The sequence below is a fragment of the Eudoraea sp. genome (assembly GCF_049669105.1).
In the GTDB taxonomy this organism is placed as follows: Bacteria; Bacteroidota; Bacteroidia; order Flavobacteriales; family Flavobacteriaceae; genus Eudoraea.
In genome coordinates this window covers 62,913-80,336 of the sequence record NZ_JBATKE010000143.1, presented here as the reverse complement: position 1 = coordinate 80,336, position 17,424 = coordinate 62,913, and the positions used below count along the sequence as shown (strand labels likewise).

Genomic DNA, 17,424 nt, shown 5'->3' with positions numbered 1-17,424 from the left:
ATGAAACTTACCAAGAAACAGCAAAAAGAATTGTTACAAGGATACGAAACCTACTGGGCAGAGTATTTGAATGGCAATGTGGATGCCATGGAAGTTCTCTTGGACGACTCCTATACACAGGTAGGAAGTGCAGAAAGCGAGGTATTTACCACAAAAAAAGAGGCGATTCAATTTTTGAGGGATACAATTCAGGAGGTAGCCGGAAAACTGCAAATGCGGAACCGCAGTACCAAATTGGAATCACAAGAAGCTGTGGTCCTGGTCCATGAACGCTGCGACCTCTATGCCCGGACAGGTGCGAAATGGGTTTTTTACTCTAAGTTCAGAGCTACTACCTTTTTACAGGAGAGAAAAGATGGTTGGAGAATAATCCACCAGCATTCCTCTTTCCCGGACACCAAGACCGGGAAGGGCCAAAATATTGCCATAGACAAAATTGCAGAAGAGAATCAGGAACTGCGTGACGCTATCAAAAGGCGAACCATAGAACTAGAACAAAAAAATCGCGAACTCGAGATAGAGGCCTCTGTGGAAAGGGTGCGGTCAAAGGCGATGGCCATGCAGAACTCCGATGAGTTATCTGAATTGGTAGATACTGTTTTTAAAGAATTGACAAAACTTGATTTAGCCCTTTCCTGGTGTATGATCAATATTATTGACGAGCCCTCCATGTCAAATATAGTTTGGGGAGCAAATCCGGAGATAGGGAAGGCACCTGAATCTTATCACATGTTGTTTGAAGACTATCGCTTTCATCATGAAATGTTTAAAGCGTGGAAAGAAAAAAAGGATAAATGGGTCTTTGTATTAAAAGGGGCTGAAAAAGAAATCTATGATGCCTATTTATTTAACGAAACAGAATTCAGAAGAGTACCTGAAGCCGTACAGAAAGAGATGCGTGCCACAAAACAATATGTCGCTTCTTTCACGTTCAGCAATTTTGGAGGAATACAAACTGTTGGTGAAGAACCATTATCAGATGAGAGCCTTAATATTCTGGGACGTTTTGGAAAAGTGTTTGACCTCACCTATACCCGGTTTAATGATCTGAAACAAGCAGAAGCCCAGGCCAGGGAAGCACAGATCGAAACGGCATTGGAAAGGGTGAGAAGCCGAACCATGGGTATGCAAAAAAGTGAAGAGCTCAAAGAGGTAATCCAGGTGGTATATGAACAATTCGTTCACTTAAATTTCCAAATTGAACATACCGGGTTTATTATCGATTATAAAACAAGTGATGATATGAACATCTGGCTGGCTGACCAGCAGGAGATTCAAACCCAGATAACCTTACCTTATTTTGATTGCGCACATTGGAACAGTTTTAAGGAAGCAAAAGAAAAGGGATTGGATTTCTTTGCCAACCATCTTGACTTTGAAGAAAAAAACAGATTTTATCAGGATCTTTTTAAGTTGGTTCAGGGTTTGTCGGAAGAAGCAAAGGAATATTACTTCAGTGCTTCTGGCCTTGCTATATCCACTGTATTGCTGGATAATATTGGTCTGTACATCGAAAATTTTTCGGGGATTCCTTATACAGATGAAGAGAATAACACGCTCATGCGTTTTGGAAAGGTATTCCAACAATCCTATACCCGTTTTCTAGACCTTCAAAAAGCAGAAACCCAGGCACGGGAAGCACAAATAGAATCAGCACTGGAACGGGTGCGTTCTAAAACAATGGCGATGCACAACAGCCAGGACGTAGGTGATACAGTTGTTACTTTCTTTTATGAAGTGATGAAGTTGGGTCTTGACAAATCTCTTCGCTGTGGCTTAGGGATCTTTGAAGGAACAGAACGAATGGAAACATGGTCTGCTAATTACACGCCTAACGGGAATATTGATTTAAAAATGGGGATGTTAAATATGACTATACACCCTATGTTGGTGGGGCTTAAAAAAGCATGGAAAAGCAAAAAAGCAGGATACACTTATGATTTCATAGGTAAGGATGTTACCGATTACTACAAAGCTCTGAATAACGAACCCGAATATCCATTCAATGTAGATTTAAACACATTACCGGAAAAAGTATTCCACAATAGTTTCTTCTTTTCTTCAGGTATTCTTTTTGCTTTTACAGAGAACCCGATTTCAGAAGAAGCTGCTAATGTATTAAATAGATTAGCGAATGTTTTTGGACAAACCTATAGAAGATACTTAGATCTGCAAAAAGCAGAAGAACAAGTAAGGGAAGCACAGATTGAGGCGGGATTGGAAAGGGTAAGAGCCAGTGCGATGGCCATGCGATCCTCGGATGACTTGTTGGAGGTGGCTAATGTTTTGAGGGACCAAATGGCGAATTTGGGCCAGGCGGCCCTGGAGTCTTCTATTATACATCTTTACGAAGAAGATAAAGACAAGATCCTTGTCTGGTATTCTTACAGGAATCCTAATTCACCTGATGATAAAATTATTTCCGATGAAGCCAGGGTAGATAAGAAATCAACCGCCTATATAAGGGAAACAATAGCAAAATATAAATCCGGGGAAACAGAATACACCATTATCGCCAAAGGCGAAATGTTAAGGGAATGGTATAAGGAATTGGAAAGCCTGGACGTCAATGTGATAGACTACGACGAAAATGGAGCCATCGTTATTCCGGAAGTATTGTATTACCATTATTCGAATTTTTCAGGCGGTTCCCTGTTAATGATTTCCAATGACCCACCTTCTAAAGAGTCCGGGGAACTGCAAAAACGTGCGGCAGGTGTTTTTGACATGGCTTACAGGAGATTTTCCGACCTGAAAAAAACGGAAGAGCAAGCCCGGGAAGCTCAGGTAGAAGCAGCTTTAGAAAGGGTTAGGGCAAGTTCTATGGCTATGCATAAGAGTGAACAACTTCCTGAAACTTCACAGGTACTTTTTGAACAATTTGCATTGCTGGGAAATATCCCTGACCGTATAAGTATTTGTGTAATAAAGGAAGAGGAAAACTTGATAGAGTTATGGGCTACCGATCAAATTGGCAGTCATCTGGATCATAGATATAGCGGGTCTTTAGAAGAAGCAACAACCATGTCTAAATTTCATAAAGCATGGAAAGAGGGTAAAGATTCTATAGTAATTGACCTGTTGGGTCAAAACCTTAAAGACTGGTTACGCTATATAAAAGAAGATGTAAAGTTACCCATAGACGATACCAATATTAAAGGGAGACGAGTGCAGCAGGCAGCTTTTTTCTCGAAAGGATTACTTCTTTGCACCACAAATGAACCTGTTGCTGATGAGATCATGCATTTGTTGATCCGTTTTGCCAAGGTTTTTAACCAAACGTATACCCGCTTCCTCGACCTCCAAAAAGCAGAAGCCCAGGCCAGAGAGGCCCAGATTGAAGCAGCATTGGAAAAAGTTCGGTCCAGTACTATGGCCATGCACAGGAGTGAAGAATTGACTCAGGTGGGAGACGTTTTATTTAGGCAAATACAAGAACTTGGTAATACTTCTTTGAGGCGATGTGTAATCTGTATTTTTAATGAACAAGCCTCGTCCATAGAGATTTGGTATACCAGTGAAGAAGGCAATTCAGAAACAAAAGGTATTATTATTCCCACAACAGGGAATGATGTGGCAAAATGGCTGACAAAAACCTGGAAAGAAAAGAGAACCGACAGTTTGGAACTTGAAGGAGCCAAACTGAAGGATTTCGTAGCGTTTTTGGTTCAATATGGCTGGATTTATCCGAAAGGCGAAAAGCCGCCAGATTCTATGGTTCTTAGCGTCTGCCCGTTTTCTAATGGCAGTTTAATGCCGGTAACATATGAGCCACTTAACAAAAGTGACTTTGACCTATTACAGCGGTTCGCCTCGGTTTTCCAGCAAACCTACACCCGCTTCCTTGATTTGAAAAAGGCAGAGATGCAGGCACGGGAAGCGCAGATTGAGGCCGCCCTTGAAAAAGTAAGGGGCAAGGCCATGGCCATGCATCACAGTAACGATCTTGTTGCTACCGCAGGTGTCGTATTTAGTGAATTAAAGAATTTAGGGATCAACACATTTAGAAGCGGGGTAGGCCTGCTTAATAAGGAAAATAGAGATGTAGAATTATATGGAGCTACTTCTTCCGAGGATGGAATGGGCCTTTCATTGGTTGGTAAAACCATTCTGAAAGATCATCCTGTTTTATCACAAATTTATACCCACTGGATAAACAATGAAGACTATTACCCCACTTTAAAAGGCGATTTGTTAAGTCAGTATTATGAACAAATTGGAGGACAATACAAAGTACCTGCTTCCCATATTGATAGTGCCAAACAATACGGATACTTCCTTCCATTCTCAGAAGGCGTGTTTTATGGCTGGTCTCATGAACCCTTTACAGATGCAGAAATAGCTATAATGCAACGTTTTAACGGCATCATGGATCTTACCTTCAGGCGCTATATAGAATTGCAAAAGGCCGAGGCCAATGCCCTGGATGCAAATAGGCGTTCATCCGTAGACCGTGTTCGTGCAGAGATTGCGTCCATGAGAACAACAGGTGATTTGGAAAGGATTACTCCAATAATTTGGAATGAACTCACCACATTAGACGTCCCCTTTGTACGTTGTGGTGTTTTTATTTTTGATGAACAGGAAGAACAGATTCATACTTTTTTATCAAAACCCGATGGCAAAGCTATTGCCGCCTTTCATTTGTCTTATGACTCAAGTCCTTTTGTGGATGCCATTGAAAACTGGCGCTCTAAGAAGATCCATATTATTCATTGGGACAATGAAGGATTTTCAGACCTGGCAGATACCCTGGTAAAGGAAGGTCAGATTGCCACACGACAACAATATTTGAGCACGGTTCCCAAGGATGGCCTATACCTGCATTACGTTCCTTTTTTACAGGGGATATTATATGTAGGGAACTCCACAGAATTAGACAAGGACAGTCTGCGCTTGGTGCAATCAATAGCGGACGCCTTTTCTACGGCCTATGCTCGCTACGAAGACTTTAATAAGCTGGAGGAGGCCAAACAGCAGGTAGAAAAAACACTGACCGACTTAAAGCAAACCCAACAACAATTAGTGCAATCTGAAAAGATGGCATCACTAGGAGAACTCACTGCAGGGATTGCCCATGAGATTCAGAATCCGTTGAACTTTGTCAATAATTTTTCAGAAGTAAGCGTGGAACTCATTGAGGAGATGTATGAGGAGTTGAAGAACGGAGACCTTAAGGAAGCCATGGCCATCGCAGAGGATGTTAAACAAAATCTTGATAAGATAACCCACCATGGTAAAAGGGCCGATGGGATAGTAAAAGGGATGCTGCAGCACAGCCGCAGCAGCAGTGGGCAAAAAGAACCTACGGATATCAATGTTTTGGCAGATGAATATTTACGGCTGGCCTATCATGGTTTAAGGGCTAAGGACAAATCATTCAACGCCACTATGAAATCTGAATTTGATGAGAGTATAGGCCAAATCAATATAGTACCCCAGGATATTGGAAGAGTGGTTTTGAATTTAATTACCAATGCATTTTATGCCTGTGCTGAGCGCAGTCGAAGTGCGACTGATGAAAAAAAGAAACTTAATCAAACGGCTTATGAACCCACTGTTGAAGTAACAACAAAAAAAGAAGGGAATCAGGTTTTGATTTCCGTAAAGGACAACGGTAATGGTATCCCTAAAAAAGTGTTGGACAAAATCTTTCAACCTTTCTTTACAACTAAGCCGACAGGCCAGGGAACTGGCTTGGGATTATCCTTATCTTATGATATTGTAAAGGCGCATGGAGGGGAACTCAATGTTAAAACTAAGGAAAATAAAGGTACGGAATTTACTATTATTTTGCCGGCATAGGTCTGGGGGTCCCGATAGCTCCTTCTCCATAGTATTACGAAGGAGAAGCCATTGGGATGAAGGTGGAAACAAAGGAAAACGAAGGATCAGCATTTAATATTTATTTGCCCTTGTAAATTAAAATAGTTTACCAAATGATGAAAAGCAAAATAGCGATACCACTATGTTTATTTATCATTACTACTATCGTTGCACAAAACCAACCCATTGTCGATAGTTTAAAAACGATAATAAATCTGCAAAAACAAGATACCGTTCAAGTGAATGCCTTGGTTCATTTAAGCAGACAACAAACACAGGTTGATTCTGCATTCAAATATGTACGGCAAGGATTATTGCTGGCGCAAAAAATAAATTACAGGAAGGGGGAAGCAGATTGTTATCTTCAAATTGCCGGCATAAATAGAAATTTTTTAAATGATTATAGTGCAGGCATACAAAATTTATTTGATGCCCTGAAGATTTACGGTGATATTAATTATACTACAGGTGTTGCTGAAACGCATTTACAATTGCAGGGTTGGTACAGGTATATTGGAGATTACAAAAACGCTTTAATGCATGCCTTTGCCTGCCAGCAAATAGCAGAATCTAATAATGTTGCGGGCAGGGCCTTTACCTTCGAGGGCCACCGGCTTAACCCGTTGGCTTTAGCTGAAATTGCCGAAACATATATACAAATGAATCAATTAGATTCCGCAGAATTTTATATTCAAAAATCAATCAATCAAAATGAACTTTTTAATGGCTCAAAATGGAATTTTCCAATTTACATGCTTGGAACCATACAAAACCTGAAAGGGGATTATAAGCTTGCACTAGCTACTTTTCGCTCGGCAATTCCGCTGGCAATACAAAATGAAGCATTCCACGATACTTTACAGATATATAGTGGTATGTCAACCTTATTTAAAAACACTAAAGAATTGGATTCTGTTATTTATTACGCCAAAATGGTTAACGAATCTTCAGATCCCGAAAGAGAAACACATTATTGGCTCAATTCAATAAATAACATTGCGCAAGCATATAAACTAAAAGGAAATATAGACAGTACACTTAAATACACTGAATATTTTCATCATGTAAAAGACAGTATTTTCAGTAGGGATAAAGATCGTGCGGTGCAGAATATTGGTTTTACTGAAAAATTAAAACAACAGGAAATAATTTCTGAACAGGCCAAATTTAAAAGCCGCTTACAATTTTATGTATTCATTGCCGGACTACTTGTTCTATTGTTGATTATAGGAATATTGTGGCACAACACTCTGGAAAAACAAAAAGCCAAATCTAAAATTGAAAAAGCATATAGCGAACTCAAAAATACTCAATCACAACTCATCCAATCCGAAAAGATGGCGTCACTTGGCGAACTCACGGCCGGAATTGCCCATGAAATCCAAAACCCGTTGAACTTTGTGAATAATTTTTCAGAAGTTAGCAATGAGTTGATTGATGAGATGAACGAAGAATTAGAGAAAGGAGATCTGAAAGAAGCGAAAGCAATCGCGGACGACATCAAACAAAATCTGGAAAAAATAAATCACCATGGTAAACGGGCCGATTCTATTGTAAAAGGCATGTTGCAACACAGCCGCAGCAGTAGTGGTGTAAAAGAGCCCACCGATATCAATGCATTGGCGGATGAATATCTGCGCCTGGCCTATCATGGACTGCGAGCCAAGGACAAGAGCTTTAATGCGAAGTTTGAAACTACTTTTGAAGAAGGTGTTGGTAAGGTGAATGTCATTCCACAAGATATTGGAAGAGTGATTTTGAATTTAATCACGAATGCATTCTATGTCGTCAATGAACGGAAGAAACTCGAACAAAAGGGTTATGAACCTATGGTAACGGTATCCACAAAAAAAGAAACTGATAAAGTTATTGTTACAGTACAGGACAACGGCAACGGTATTCCCGATTCGGTAAAGAAAAAGATTTTTCAACCTTTTTTCACGACCAAACCCACCGGGCAGGGAACAGGCCTGGGCCTTAGTATGAGTTATGACATAGTGACCAAAGGACATGGTGGAGAATTAAAAGTGGAATCCGAAGAAGGAAAAGGAACAACGTTTACCATATCATTACCACTAGATCAAAAAACATGATGTTTAAATTACAAGAATTAGCAGGAATAATATCAAATGCAAATAAGTTATGAAAATTTTAGTAGTAGACGACGAGCGAGACGTACAATTGTTGTTTCAACAACGATTCCGAAAAGAGATCCGGAAAAACGAACTTACGTTTGTTTTTGCCTTTTCTGGTGAGGAAGCGCTGCGTACCTTACGGCAAATGGAGCATAAGGCGGTGTTGATTTTGTCTGATATCAACATGCCAGGAATGAGCGGGTTGGAGCTCTTGGAAAAAATTCGAAAAGACTATGATAAACCGCCCCCAACGGTCATGATGATCACTGCCTATGGCGATCAGGACAACCGGGATACCGCCGCTCGCTTAGGTGCCGATGATTTTTTGACCAAACCCCTGGAATTTGGTATCTTAAAGGAAAAATTGAAAGCAATATTATGACGTCAAAAATACTGGTGGTAGATGATGAGACTGATCTTGAGGTGCTCATCAAACAAAAATTTCGAAAACAAATACGGCAAAATGAATACGAGTTTGTTTTTGCCATAAATGGGATCGACGCCCTGGAGAAATTGGACATCCATCCCAATACGGACCTGGTGCTGAGTGACATTAATATGCCCGAAATGGATGGACTTACTTTGCTGACCAAACTAAACGAACTAAATCCTTTACTAAAATCGGTGATGGTATCGGCCTATGGTGATATGGAGAACATACGTACAGCTATGAATCGTGGGGCTTTTGATTTTATTACCAAGCCCATCAATTTTGAAGACCTCACCATTACCATGGAAAAGACCTTAAAACATGCAAGGCAAATCAAAGAGACCCTGAAAGCCATTAAGGAAAACAATATTCTAAAAATGTATGTGGATGAAAATGTACTGAACTTTATGGGCAGTAAGGAATATGAATCTACGATTATGGCCAATGAAAATATTGAGGCCACTGTGATGTTCATAGATGTTTGCGGCTTTACAGCCATCAGTGAGAGCACTCCGGCCGATGTGGTTGTGAATATGCTCAATACTTACTTTGACATGATGGTGAAGGAAATTATTGCTCAACAAGGATATGTAGATAAGTTTATCGGTGATGCCATTATGGCTGTCTTTAGAGGGGAATATCATTTAGATCGGGCCATTGATGCCGCTTTAGCTGTACGTCAAAAAATGGGTAGCCTTCCTGATCCCAAAGGAATTTCAAATTTTACTCCGAAAGTATCTATCGGCATCAAAAGCGGCGAGATGGTCTCTGGGAACATTGGTTCATCAAGTTTAAAAAGGTTGGACTATACCGTAATCGGAGATACGGTGAATACTGCAGCCCGCTTACAGGATACTGCCGGTGAAAATCAAATCATTATTTGCGAGAGTTGTTATGAGGGTGTGAAGGAATCTTTTCATTGCAAAAAAGTGGGTAGTATTAACATGAAAAATAAAGCAAATCCGGTTACTGTATATGAAGTTCTGGAATAACCTATAAAATTAAATACCATTGGTTTAAACGACAGATATAAAGGATAATTTCAGTTTCCTAAATCTTCTTTACCTTAGCACCAAAGTAATATTCCTAATGGAAAAACCACAGATCAAAAACGTATTTATACAGGGAGCAATAACTCCTGAATTTATAGCTAAGTCTATTGCTAAACACCAAACAAAAACTCAGATTGGTGCGCATGATATATTTTTAGGACAGGTGCGGGCAGACGAAATAGAAGGGAAAAAGGTCGAAGCCATTGAGTATTCTGCCTATGAAGAAATGGCCAACCTAAAATTTCACGAGATCAGGGAGGCTGCCTTTAAACGCTTTAACTTAAGCTGCATGCATATTTACCATAGCACAGGTATTGTTAAGACCGGCGAAATATGCTTGTTTGTATTCGTTTCCTCGCCTCACCGAAAAGAGGTGTTTGAAGCTTTGCATGAAGTTGTTGAGGAAATTAAAAAGCAGGTTCCTGTTTTTGGAAAGGAATTGTTTGAAGATGATTCCTATCAATGGAAAGTAAATAGCTGAAGATGGTAGATATTACACATAAAAAAAATACACTTAGAACTGCTATTGCCCAGGCAATTGTGCATGTAAGTTCTAAAGATACCATTGAGGCCATTCTCAACAAAACGGTCCCCAAGGGGGATGTATTTGCCATGAGCAAGGCGGCAGGATTATTAGGCGTGAAAAAGACTTCGGACCTTTTGCCAGATTGCCACCCTTTGCCCATTGAATACACAGATATTGTTTACGAAATAGAAGGCACTCAAATTAAAATATTGATCACCGTAAAAACTAATTATAAAACAGGTGTTGAGGTCGAAGCCATGCACGGGGCAAGTATAGTGGCTCTCAATATGTATGATATGCTTAAGCCAATAGACAAAGGAATTGAAATAAGTTCCATAAAACTACTCCAAAAAACGGGTGGTAAATCTGATATCAAAAATACTTAGAAAACGTTTATTTTCTTACTGCCCAGATCTCATACATTGGTCCTCCTTTGCTGTTTTTCCCTTTGTGATGCCAGTCATCTCCTTTAATTTCATAAGTGAAATTAAGTTGTGCGCCTACTCTGGCATTATCACGGGAAAAATATTGAATGCTTTCAGAATAAATCCCATCCTTTGAGGTGTATGTACCACCGCCTGTGCCCGAAAATTTAAAAGTTTCCGTATCATAAGCAATCCATTGAAAATAGCCATCCATTAAAAACTTCATTGTTTTTCGAGAATTACTTTCTCCACGTCTTTCCTGTCCTTCATCGGGGCCACGGGTTCCAAAAAGCCACTTGCCATCCAATGGCTGCTTAAATTCAGGGTTTTTCTTAAAGAATAAGTTGTTATCCCCAACGAATACCAAACCTCCTTCAACGATTTGTACAGGTAATTCAACAGCTGTGGTAGTATCCTCTTCATAATTAGAATTAAATTCAAGTTTTACAGCTAAGACATCATTCTCTAATTTATAGAACCCACCTATGGTTTTGACAAATCCCGCAGGTGATTTAGTGTAAATTGTATGAATGAAATAAGTGTTGTCAATTTTTAGTTCATGAGTATGTCCATTAATACTATCCAGTGCATGATAAACCCCTGGAGAAATCTGGGCCTGCATACTCGCCATTGAAAATGCCGAAAAGAGAAGAATAATCCATTTCATAATTAATGTTTTTAAAGGTTTAAAAATAAGGATAATTCCTTTTTAATGAGCCGTTTGTATAAATTAACTAAAAAAATCTAATGACTTTGAGAAGGCAGATGTTTTAACATTTCGACCGTAGTATTCTCAAGGTTAAACTTCGACTCCCATCCCCAATCTTCTTTTGCTTTAGAATCATCAATACTGCTCGGCCATGTTTCTGCTATACCCTGTCTGAAATCAGGACTATAGGATACTTTGAAATTTGGTATGTGTTTTTTTATACTAGCGCTGATATCGGCAGGTGAAAAACTCATTGCCGCCAGATTGTACGAGGATCTCACGGATATTTTTTCAGGATTACAATCCATAAGTTTTATGGTAGCCCTGATGGCATCGTCCATAAACATCATGGGAAGTTTTACATCCTCATTCAGAAAACAAGTATAGCTAGCTTTCTCCAGGGCTGCGTGATAAATTTCAATAGCATAATCCGTAGTTCCTCCTCCGGGAAGTGTTTTCCAACTAATTAACCCCGGGTACCTTACGCTTCTTACATCCACCCCAAATTTATGGTAGTAATAGGAACACCATCTTTCACCGGATTGCTTGCTTATGCCGTAAACAGTGCTGGGTTCCATTATGGTACTTTGAGGAGTATTGTCTTTCGGTGTGTTTGGACCAAATACTGCTATACTCGATGGCCAGAATAGTTTTTCAATTTTTTTTTCTTTGGCCAGGTTTAGTACGTTAAAAAGTGAATTCATATTTAAATTCCATGCCCTTTCCGGAAATTTCTCCGCCGTTGCACTCAACATAGCGGCCATTAAATAAACTTCCTCAATTTCATGATACATTATGACATCCTCAATAGCTTCATAATTGGTAGCATCAAGTAATTCAAATGGTCCGGAGTTCATCAAACTATCAGTGCCTTCACGAATATCACTGGCAACAACTTGTTCATTTCCGTATAATTCTCGTAGGGCCAGGGTCAGTTCTGTACCAATCTGCCCGCAGGCTCCTAAAATAAGTATGGATTTTTGCATATACAGGGAGTAAATATAATTCCTTGGTAAAGATAGCTTTTATTAAAATTTGTACATTCGCCGTATGAGAAAATTGTTTGTTTTTGGGTTAACATTCTTACTCTTGTTTTCCTGTGGCAACACTCAAGGGACTGAGCAAAGTATTAATCCGGACGAGCTTGAATTTGATGTTCAAAAACTCCCCAAAAAGTCAGTATTGAATAGCGGAGCCAAAGCAATTCTGGAGACATGGGCGGAATTTAATGACCTGGATATAGCTTTTGACGGACTTTACGCTGTTGAGAATAATGAAGAACTTATTCTTCTTATTGATGAGTTTATAGAGAAACAAAATGCACTGGTGGTTTCCAATTACCCTGAAACTTTTGATATACCACAGGTAAAAAGTCGGCAAAAAGTCTTTAAAACCTATGTTTTAAAGGTAAAGGCAACCCTTGAATACCGGCAGGATCCATTGGATCCAACTATAGAAATGGTCAATGCATTTAATAGTCTGCGCAATCAATTTAATGTGATGGTAAATTATAATTTTGACTCAAAAATGATTTTAGATGAATAAGCTTTTAGTGATTACCCTAATGTTATGTGCCGGGCAATTGATTGCCCAGGAAGAGCCTAAGACAGAAGTAAATGAACTGATTAATAAATGGCATAAGGCGGCATCTGAAGCCGATTTTGACACATATTTTGGGATCCTTGCTGGGGACGGAGTTTTTATAGGAACCGATGCCTCAGAGAATTGGCAAAATGATGATTTCAGGGCGTTTTCAAAACCTTATTTTGATCGTGGAAAGGCATGGAGCTTTACTACTATTGAACGAAATATTTACATGAATGAATCTGAAAATTTTGCATGGTTCGATGAATTATTGGATACCCGTATGGAAATTTGCAGAGGTTCCGGTGTACTTCAAAAAGAAGATGGCAAATGGAGAATAAAACACTATGTGCTTTCCATAACCATTCCTAATGAAGACGTAGATGTAGTTAGTGCAATAAAAAAGGAAAAAGACAGCTTATTCATTTTAAATAAAAAACTTCGCTAATAAAAAGTGGTATTGCCTTAGGAGCGATTCGGTATAAATTATAATGTTATGAAAATGAAAAGAAACCTTCTCTATATAATTTTGCTTTTTATAGTTTTTGTGGGTTGCAGGACCGAACCCCAGGAGAAGCAAATAGACTATTATTCCTCGGCCTTATTTAAAGATGTGCAGTTACAAGGCTTATTTGAAGATTCCAAGACTTTTGTAGATCTGGTACCTAAAGAATCTTATTACATGCTGAACAAGAAGTATGAAGCCGAAAGGCAAAACGCAGATTTTGATCTGAAAAAGTTTGTCGAGGAAAATTTTAGCGATAAAGCAACCGCCACTCTTAGCTTTGAAACAGATACAACCCATACCATGTATGAACATATTAGTAGTATCTGGAGCAAATTAACCAGGGGACCGGATTCTGTAATTCCCTATTCCTCCAGGATATCCTTGCCTAATGAATACGTTGTTCCCGGAGGGAGGTTTAAGGAAATTTATTATTGGGATAGTTATTTCACTATAGAAGGTTTGTTAGTAGATAATCAGGAACGGATTGCCAGGAACATGGTTGATAATTTCGCTTATTTAATAGATACCTTGGGCTTTATTCCCAATGGCACCAGGAACTACTATTTAAGCCGTTCACAACCTCCTTTCTTTACACTTATGGCAACGGCACTTGCTCGTAAAGACAGTATGGTTTTAGTAGAATATTTACCAATGATTGAGAAGGAGTACGATTTTTGGATGGCCGGGAAAGATGTTATTGAGGAGCCATTTGAGGCTAACAAGTATGTAGTCAAAGTAGGGAATGATTTATTCCTTAACAGGTATTGGGACAGTAGTGTTACACCACGCCCGGAAAGCTATAAAGAAGATTATCATTTAGCGGATGACCTTGCAACGGAAAAAGAGAAAACTGATCTATATGTCAATTTAAGGGCAGGAGCGACTTCCGGCTGGGATTTTAGCAGCCGTTGGTATGCCGAGGAAGGTTCCTTTGGGTCAACCAATACGGCAAATATATTGCCGGTAGACCTGAACTGCCTGCTTTATTTTATGGAGAATCAAATTGCTAAGGGCTATAGTTTAAAAGGGGATAAGCAAGCTGAATCCCTGTATCGGGATAAGGCACTTAGGCGGAAAGAATTGATCCAGGAAACTTTTTGGGTTGAAGAGGAACAATTTTTTATGGATTTTGACTTTAAAACGAAAAGTAACACAGATGAATTTACATTAGCAGCTACTTATCCTTTGTTCTTTAATATTGCTACTAAAGAACAGGCTGAAGCGGTAAAAGAAAAACTAATAGCTGAGTTTTTAAAAGATGGCGGACTTCTTACCACTTTAAAAAATACGGGACAGCAATGGGATGCTCCAAACGGATGGGCGCCATTGCAATGGATGGCTGTGCATGGGTTGCTTAACTATGGGTATAAGGAAGAAGCATTAGATATTATGAAGAAATGGTTAGCTATAAACGAAAGAGTTTATAACAATACCGGAAAGATGATGGAAAAATATAATGTGGAGGATATTAGCTTACTCTCCGGAGGTGGCGAATATGAGACCCAGGATGGATTTGGCTGGACCAATGGGGTGGCATTAGGATTTAAGGCTTTGGTGGACCAAATGGAAGGTCAGTAAAGTTTTCTTCTTCTTAAAATAATTTTAGCACCTCGTGAAAGTTTGAAGTAATTTCAAGACTTATTAGATAATAATTTTCAGAAGATAATTATTTTTAATCATGGCCAAGTCATTACTTTTTATACCAGACATTTCGGGTTTTACCAAATTCGTGCAGACTACTGAAGTTACGCATAGCCAACATGTTATTGCTGAATTGTTGGAAGTGCTTATAGAGGCCAATACGGAGGAGCTTCAGCTGGCTGAGGTAGAAGGAGATGCTCTTTTTTTCTATCGGGAAGGAGAGCTGCTTTCACAGGAAAAATTGCTCGCCCAGATTGAAACCATGTTTACTGCATTTACGGGACATCTCAAACTTTTGGAAAAGAATAGAATATGCCCATGTAATGCCTGTGCAACAGCTCCAAAATTGGAGTTAAAAATTGTTGCACATTGTGGGGACATTGAATTTATTGAGGTACAGGGCAATAGAAAACCTTTTGGGAAACAAGTCATAGAAGCACACAGGTTACTTAAGAATTCTGTAGAAAGTGATAATTATGTGCTGATAAGCAAAGAACTTTCTTCTGATATTGAGCTTCCTATTTATTATTACAGCAAAGTGTTCAGATTTAAAGAGGGGAAAGATATTTATGACCAAAAAGAGGTTGAATACATCTATTCAATTATTGACAATAACAAACTTAATATTGGGGAGTATTCTACTGCTAAGGAAGTTGTGTTAGAAGATAACCCCGGAATTGTTTTAGACAGAAATTTTTCAATAGCAGCGGAATCCCTTATGGAATATATTACCAACCTTTCGTACCGACATTTTTGGGTAAAGGGAGTTGATAAATTTGAGTATAATGAAAACGAAGTTACCAGACTAGGTTCAGAACACGTTTGTGTTATAAATAATAAACATTTGAACTTTGTGGCTGTAAAGAAAAAAGTTAAACCGGGAAAATATGTCTATGGCGAAATGACAAAGAGTATTCCCGTTGCAGATACAGTATATCAATTTTATACCATAAGTCCAATTTCAGATAATTCATGCAACTTGAAAATAGAATTATATTGGGAAATAAGATCTTTAATAAAGAAACTGGCAATGATGCTTTTTGCCCAAAGGATTTTTAGGAAAAACACCGAAAATTCCCTGAATTTATTGGATCAATTGGTTGAAGAGCGACGGATTGTTATCGCCTAGTAGTACCCCCTTAAAACTGAATATACCTAATTGTTGTAATAAAAAAAGCGGACAACAATTGTCCGCCTTACTATTATTATCGCCACATTACTCAATTCTGTTTTTCGGCAGGTTCAGCTTTCCTGGATTCCAGCGCCTGTTTACTTAGGCTAGCCAGACTAAAATTAGGATCAATTTTTAAGGCTTCATCAATAGTGGCTATTGCCAGGTCTATATCATCCTTATTCATATTGTATTGAACAAGACCTTTTAAATGATAAAAGGCTGCTTTCAGAGGTACTTCATACGGTTGCTGTCTTTCATAGAAAGCGTACTTCATATCATCTTTGGAGTTAAGAATACCATATTCAATGTCGATATTGGCACCGGTGTTATCTCCTGTCTGAATCTTGAGATCTGCCAATTCATATGCCAAATAGGCGTTGGGTTGCCTGGAATATAGAACCTCAAACTGTTCAAGGGCTCTTTTTGGCTGGTTCAAAGCTTTTAATGAAATGGCTTTTACCTGGACTGCAAGATCAGAATCTGTGTCGTTCTTTTCAATCCCAATAGTATTTAAAGCCTGTAGGTGCTGACTGTTATTGGCATAAACGTATGCCAGGGTATCTCTCCTTTCAGCTGAAGGTGAAATTACGTTCAAATGAGTTAACGCATTTATTATACCGCTTATATCGGACTGTTTTCTCATTTCGAAATAATATGCTTCAAAATGTTCTTGTAGCTCTGTATTGGTTTGTGAATAACCCCCGTGAAAGCACCCTAAACCAGTAATAAGAATTAATATAAACTTCTTCATTATCGTATAAATTTCGTGCGACAAAACTAATACATTTTTTTTGGTCCTTGCCTAAGGAAACTCTTAAAAATCAATTAGATGGATTTTTTTAATGAATAACAATTATTAAATGACCTGTCTTTGCTTATTAATTTTTGCAGTGGATTGTTTTCGGTATTCGTTGGGAGGTATAAAAAAAGGATGCCTTGGGGCATCCTTTTTATTGGGTGGTTATTAGTTCTGAACTACTTATGCCAGGGTTAACTCTTCTTCTTTTTTGGTATAAGAATTTAATAACCAGGCATAAAATGCAAGGCTCCTGTTATCCTTGTCTATACAGGATTTTAGAAATTCACATAAATTATTAAAAAACAGGTTTGTATATAATGTAGGCAGTCCTAAATTAATTTTTTTAGGATCATAATCCTTTTCATTCATTACAATATCCATTGCTATTCTGTGCCTGTGATAATCAATAGACACATCTGTGGCATTGTAATGATTCTTTACAATAGCCTTGTGCAGGCTCTGAAAGTTTTTGGTCATCTTGCATTTTGCACAACTACGGGAGATGAGACTTTCCAGTTCCATTAAAATCCTCCCCTTTAATTTTGTTTTTTCCATGACATTTAGGGATTTAATGTTTATATAAAGATACAGCTTATCGATAAAAAGCTGAAAATC

At 38.7% G+C, this 17,424-nt stretch carries 14 protein-coding genes; 10 read left to right on the top strand and 4 right to left on the bottom strand.

All coding sequences use genetic code 11. The annotated features are described in order from the left end of the window. From WBM60_RS12210 to moaC, 6 genes are all read left to right on the top strand, one after another. On the top strand, positions 1-5,805 hold the full coding sequence (locus WBM60_RS12210; RefSeq protein WP_424260602.1) for an ATP-binding protein: 5,805 nt from the start codon (positions 1-3) through the stop codon (positions 5,803-5,805). A 134-nt stretch (positions 5,806-5,939) separates the two neighbouring features. Continuing rightward, positions 5,940-7,919, top strand: a complete 1,980-nt coding sequence (locus tag WBM60_RS12205; protein ID WP_424283131.1) for an ATP-binding protein — start codon at positions 5,940-5,942, stop codon at positions 7,917-7,919. 49 nt (positions 7,920-7,968) lie between these two features. Beyond that, complete coding sequence (locus tag WBM60_RS12200) at positions 7,969-8,343, top strand: response regulator (RefSeq protein WP_424260606.1); 375 nt, start codon at positions 7,969-7,971, stop codon at positions 8,341-8,343. Continuing rightward, entirely contained in the window at positions 8,340-9,383 is a 1,044-nt protein-coding gene (locus WBM60_RS12195) for an adenylate/guanylate cyclase domain-containing protein (protein ID WP_424278546.1), read from the top strand. Before WBM60_RS12200 ends, WBM60_RS12195 begins: the two co-directional genes overlap by 4 nt. A gap of 97 nt (positions 9,384-9,480) precedes the next feature. Beyond that, a complete protein-coding gene (locus WBM60_RS12190; RefSeq protein ID WP_424260610.1) occupies positions 9,481-9,924 on the top strand; it encodes a molybdenum cofactor biosynthesis protein MoaE in 444 nt (147 codons plus the stop codon). A gap of 2 nt (positions 9,925-9,926) precedes the next feature. Then, positions 9,927-10,355 carry a cyclic pyranopterin monophosphate synthase MoaC gene (gene moaC, locus WBM60_RS12185; RefSeq protein ID WP_424260612.1) on the top strand — a complete coding sequence of 143 codons (429 nt, stop codon included), beginning with the start codon at positions 9,927-9,929 and terminating at the stop codon, positions 10,353-10,355. A 7-nt stretch (positions 10,356-10,362) separates the two neighbouring features. Here the strand turns inward: moaC and WBM60_RS12180 are convergent, their stop codons facing one another. Further along, positions 10,363-11,061, bottom strand: a complete 699-nt coding sequence (locus tag WBM60_RS12180) for a hypothetical protein (RefSeq protein WP_424260614.1) — start codon at positions 11,059-11,061, stop codon at positions 10,363-10,365. A gap of 77 nt (positions 11,062-11,138) precedes the next feature. Continuing rightward, positions 11,139-12,089: an NAD-dependent epimerase/dehydratase family protein gene (locus WBM60_RS12175; protein ID WP_424278547.1), complete on the bottom strand. Its 951-nt coding sequence runs from the start codon at positions 12,087-12,089 to the stop codon at positions 11,139-11,141. A 64-nt stretch (positions 12,090-12,153) separates the two neighbouring features. On the opposite strand from WBM60_RS12175, the gene WBM60_RS12170 reads away from it, so the two are divergent. The 4 genes from WBM60_RS12170 to WBM60_RS12155 all read left to right on the top strand — a co-directional run bounded on the left by WBM60_RS12170 (position 12,154) and on the right by WBM60_RS12155 (position 15,965). Further along, positions 12,154-12,648: a hypothetical protein gene (locus WBM60_RS12170; protein ID WP_424260618.1), complete on the top strand. Its 495-nt coding sequence runs from the start codon at positions 12,154-12,156 to the stop codon at positions 12,646-12,648. Beyond that, positions 12,641-13,135 carry a nuclear transport factor 2 family protein gene (locus WBM60_RS12165; protein WP_424260620.1) on the top strand — a complete coding sequence of 165 codons (495 nt, stop codon included), beginning with the start codon at positions 12,641-12,643 and terminating at the stop codon, positions 13,133-13,135. Before WBM60_RS12170 ends, WBM60_RS12165 begins: the two co-directional genes overlap by 8 nt. A 54-nt stretch (positions 13,136-13,189) precedes the next feature. Continuing rightward, positions 13,190-14,773, top strand: coding sequence for a trehalase family glycosidase (locus WBM60_RS12160; RefSeq protein WP_424260622.1), 1,584 nt, complete (start codon positions 13,190-13,192; stop codon positions 14,771-14,773). A gap of 100 nt (positions 14,774-14,873) precedes the next feature. Further along, positions 14,874-15,965 (top strand): DUF2652 domain-containing protein, encoded by a 1,092-nt coding sequence (locus WBM60_RS12155; protein WP_424283130.1) that lies wholly within the window; start codon positions 14,874-14,876, stop codon positions 15,963-15,965. A gap of 91 nt (positions 15,966-16,056) precedes the next feature. Here WBM60_RS12155 and WBM60_RS12150 read toward each other — a convergent pair whose 3' ends face one another. Together WBM60_RS12150 and WBM60_RS12145 are read right to left on the bottom strand one after the other, a co-directional pair. Next, positions 16,057-16,761, bottom strand: coding sequence for a hypothetical protein (locus WBM60_RS12150; protein ID WP_424260626.1), 705 nt, complete (start codon positions 16,759-16,761; stop codon positions 16,057-16,059). A 228-nt stretch (positions 16,762-16,989) separates the two neighbouring features. Then, a complete protein-coding gene (locus tag WBM60_RS12145; protein WP_424260628.1) occupies positions 16,990-17,364 on the bottom strand; it encodes a hypothetical protein in 375 nt (124 codons plus the stop codon). Positions 17,365-17,424: the final 60 nt, after the last annotated feature.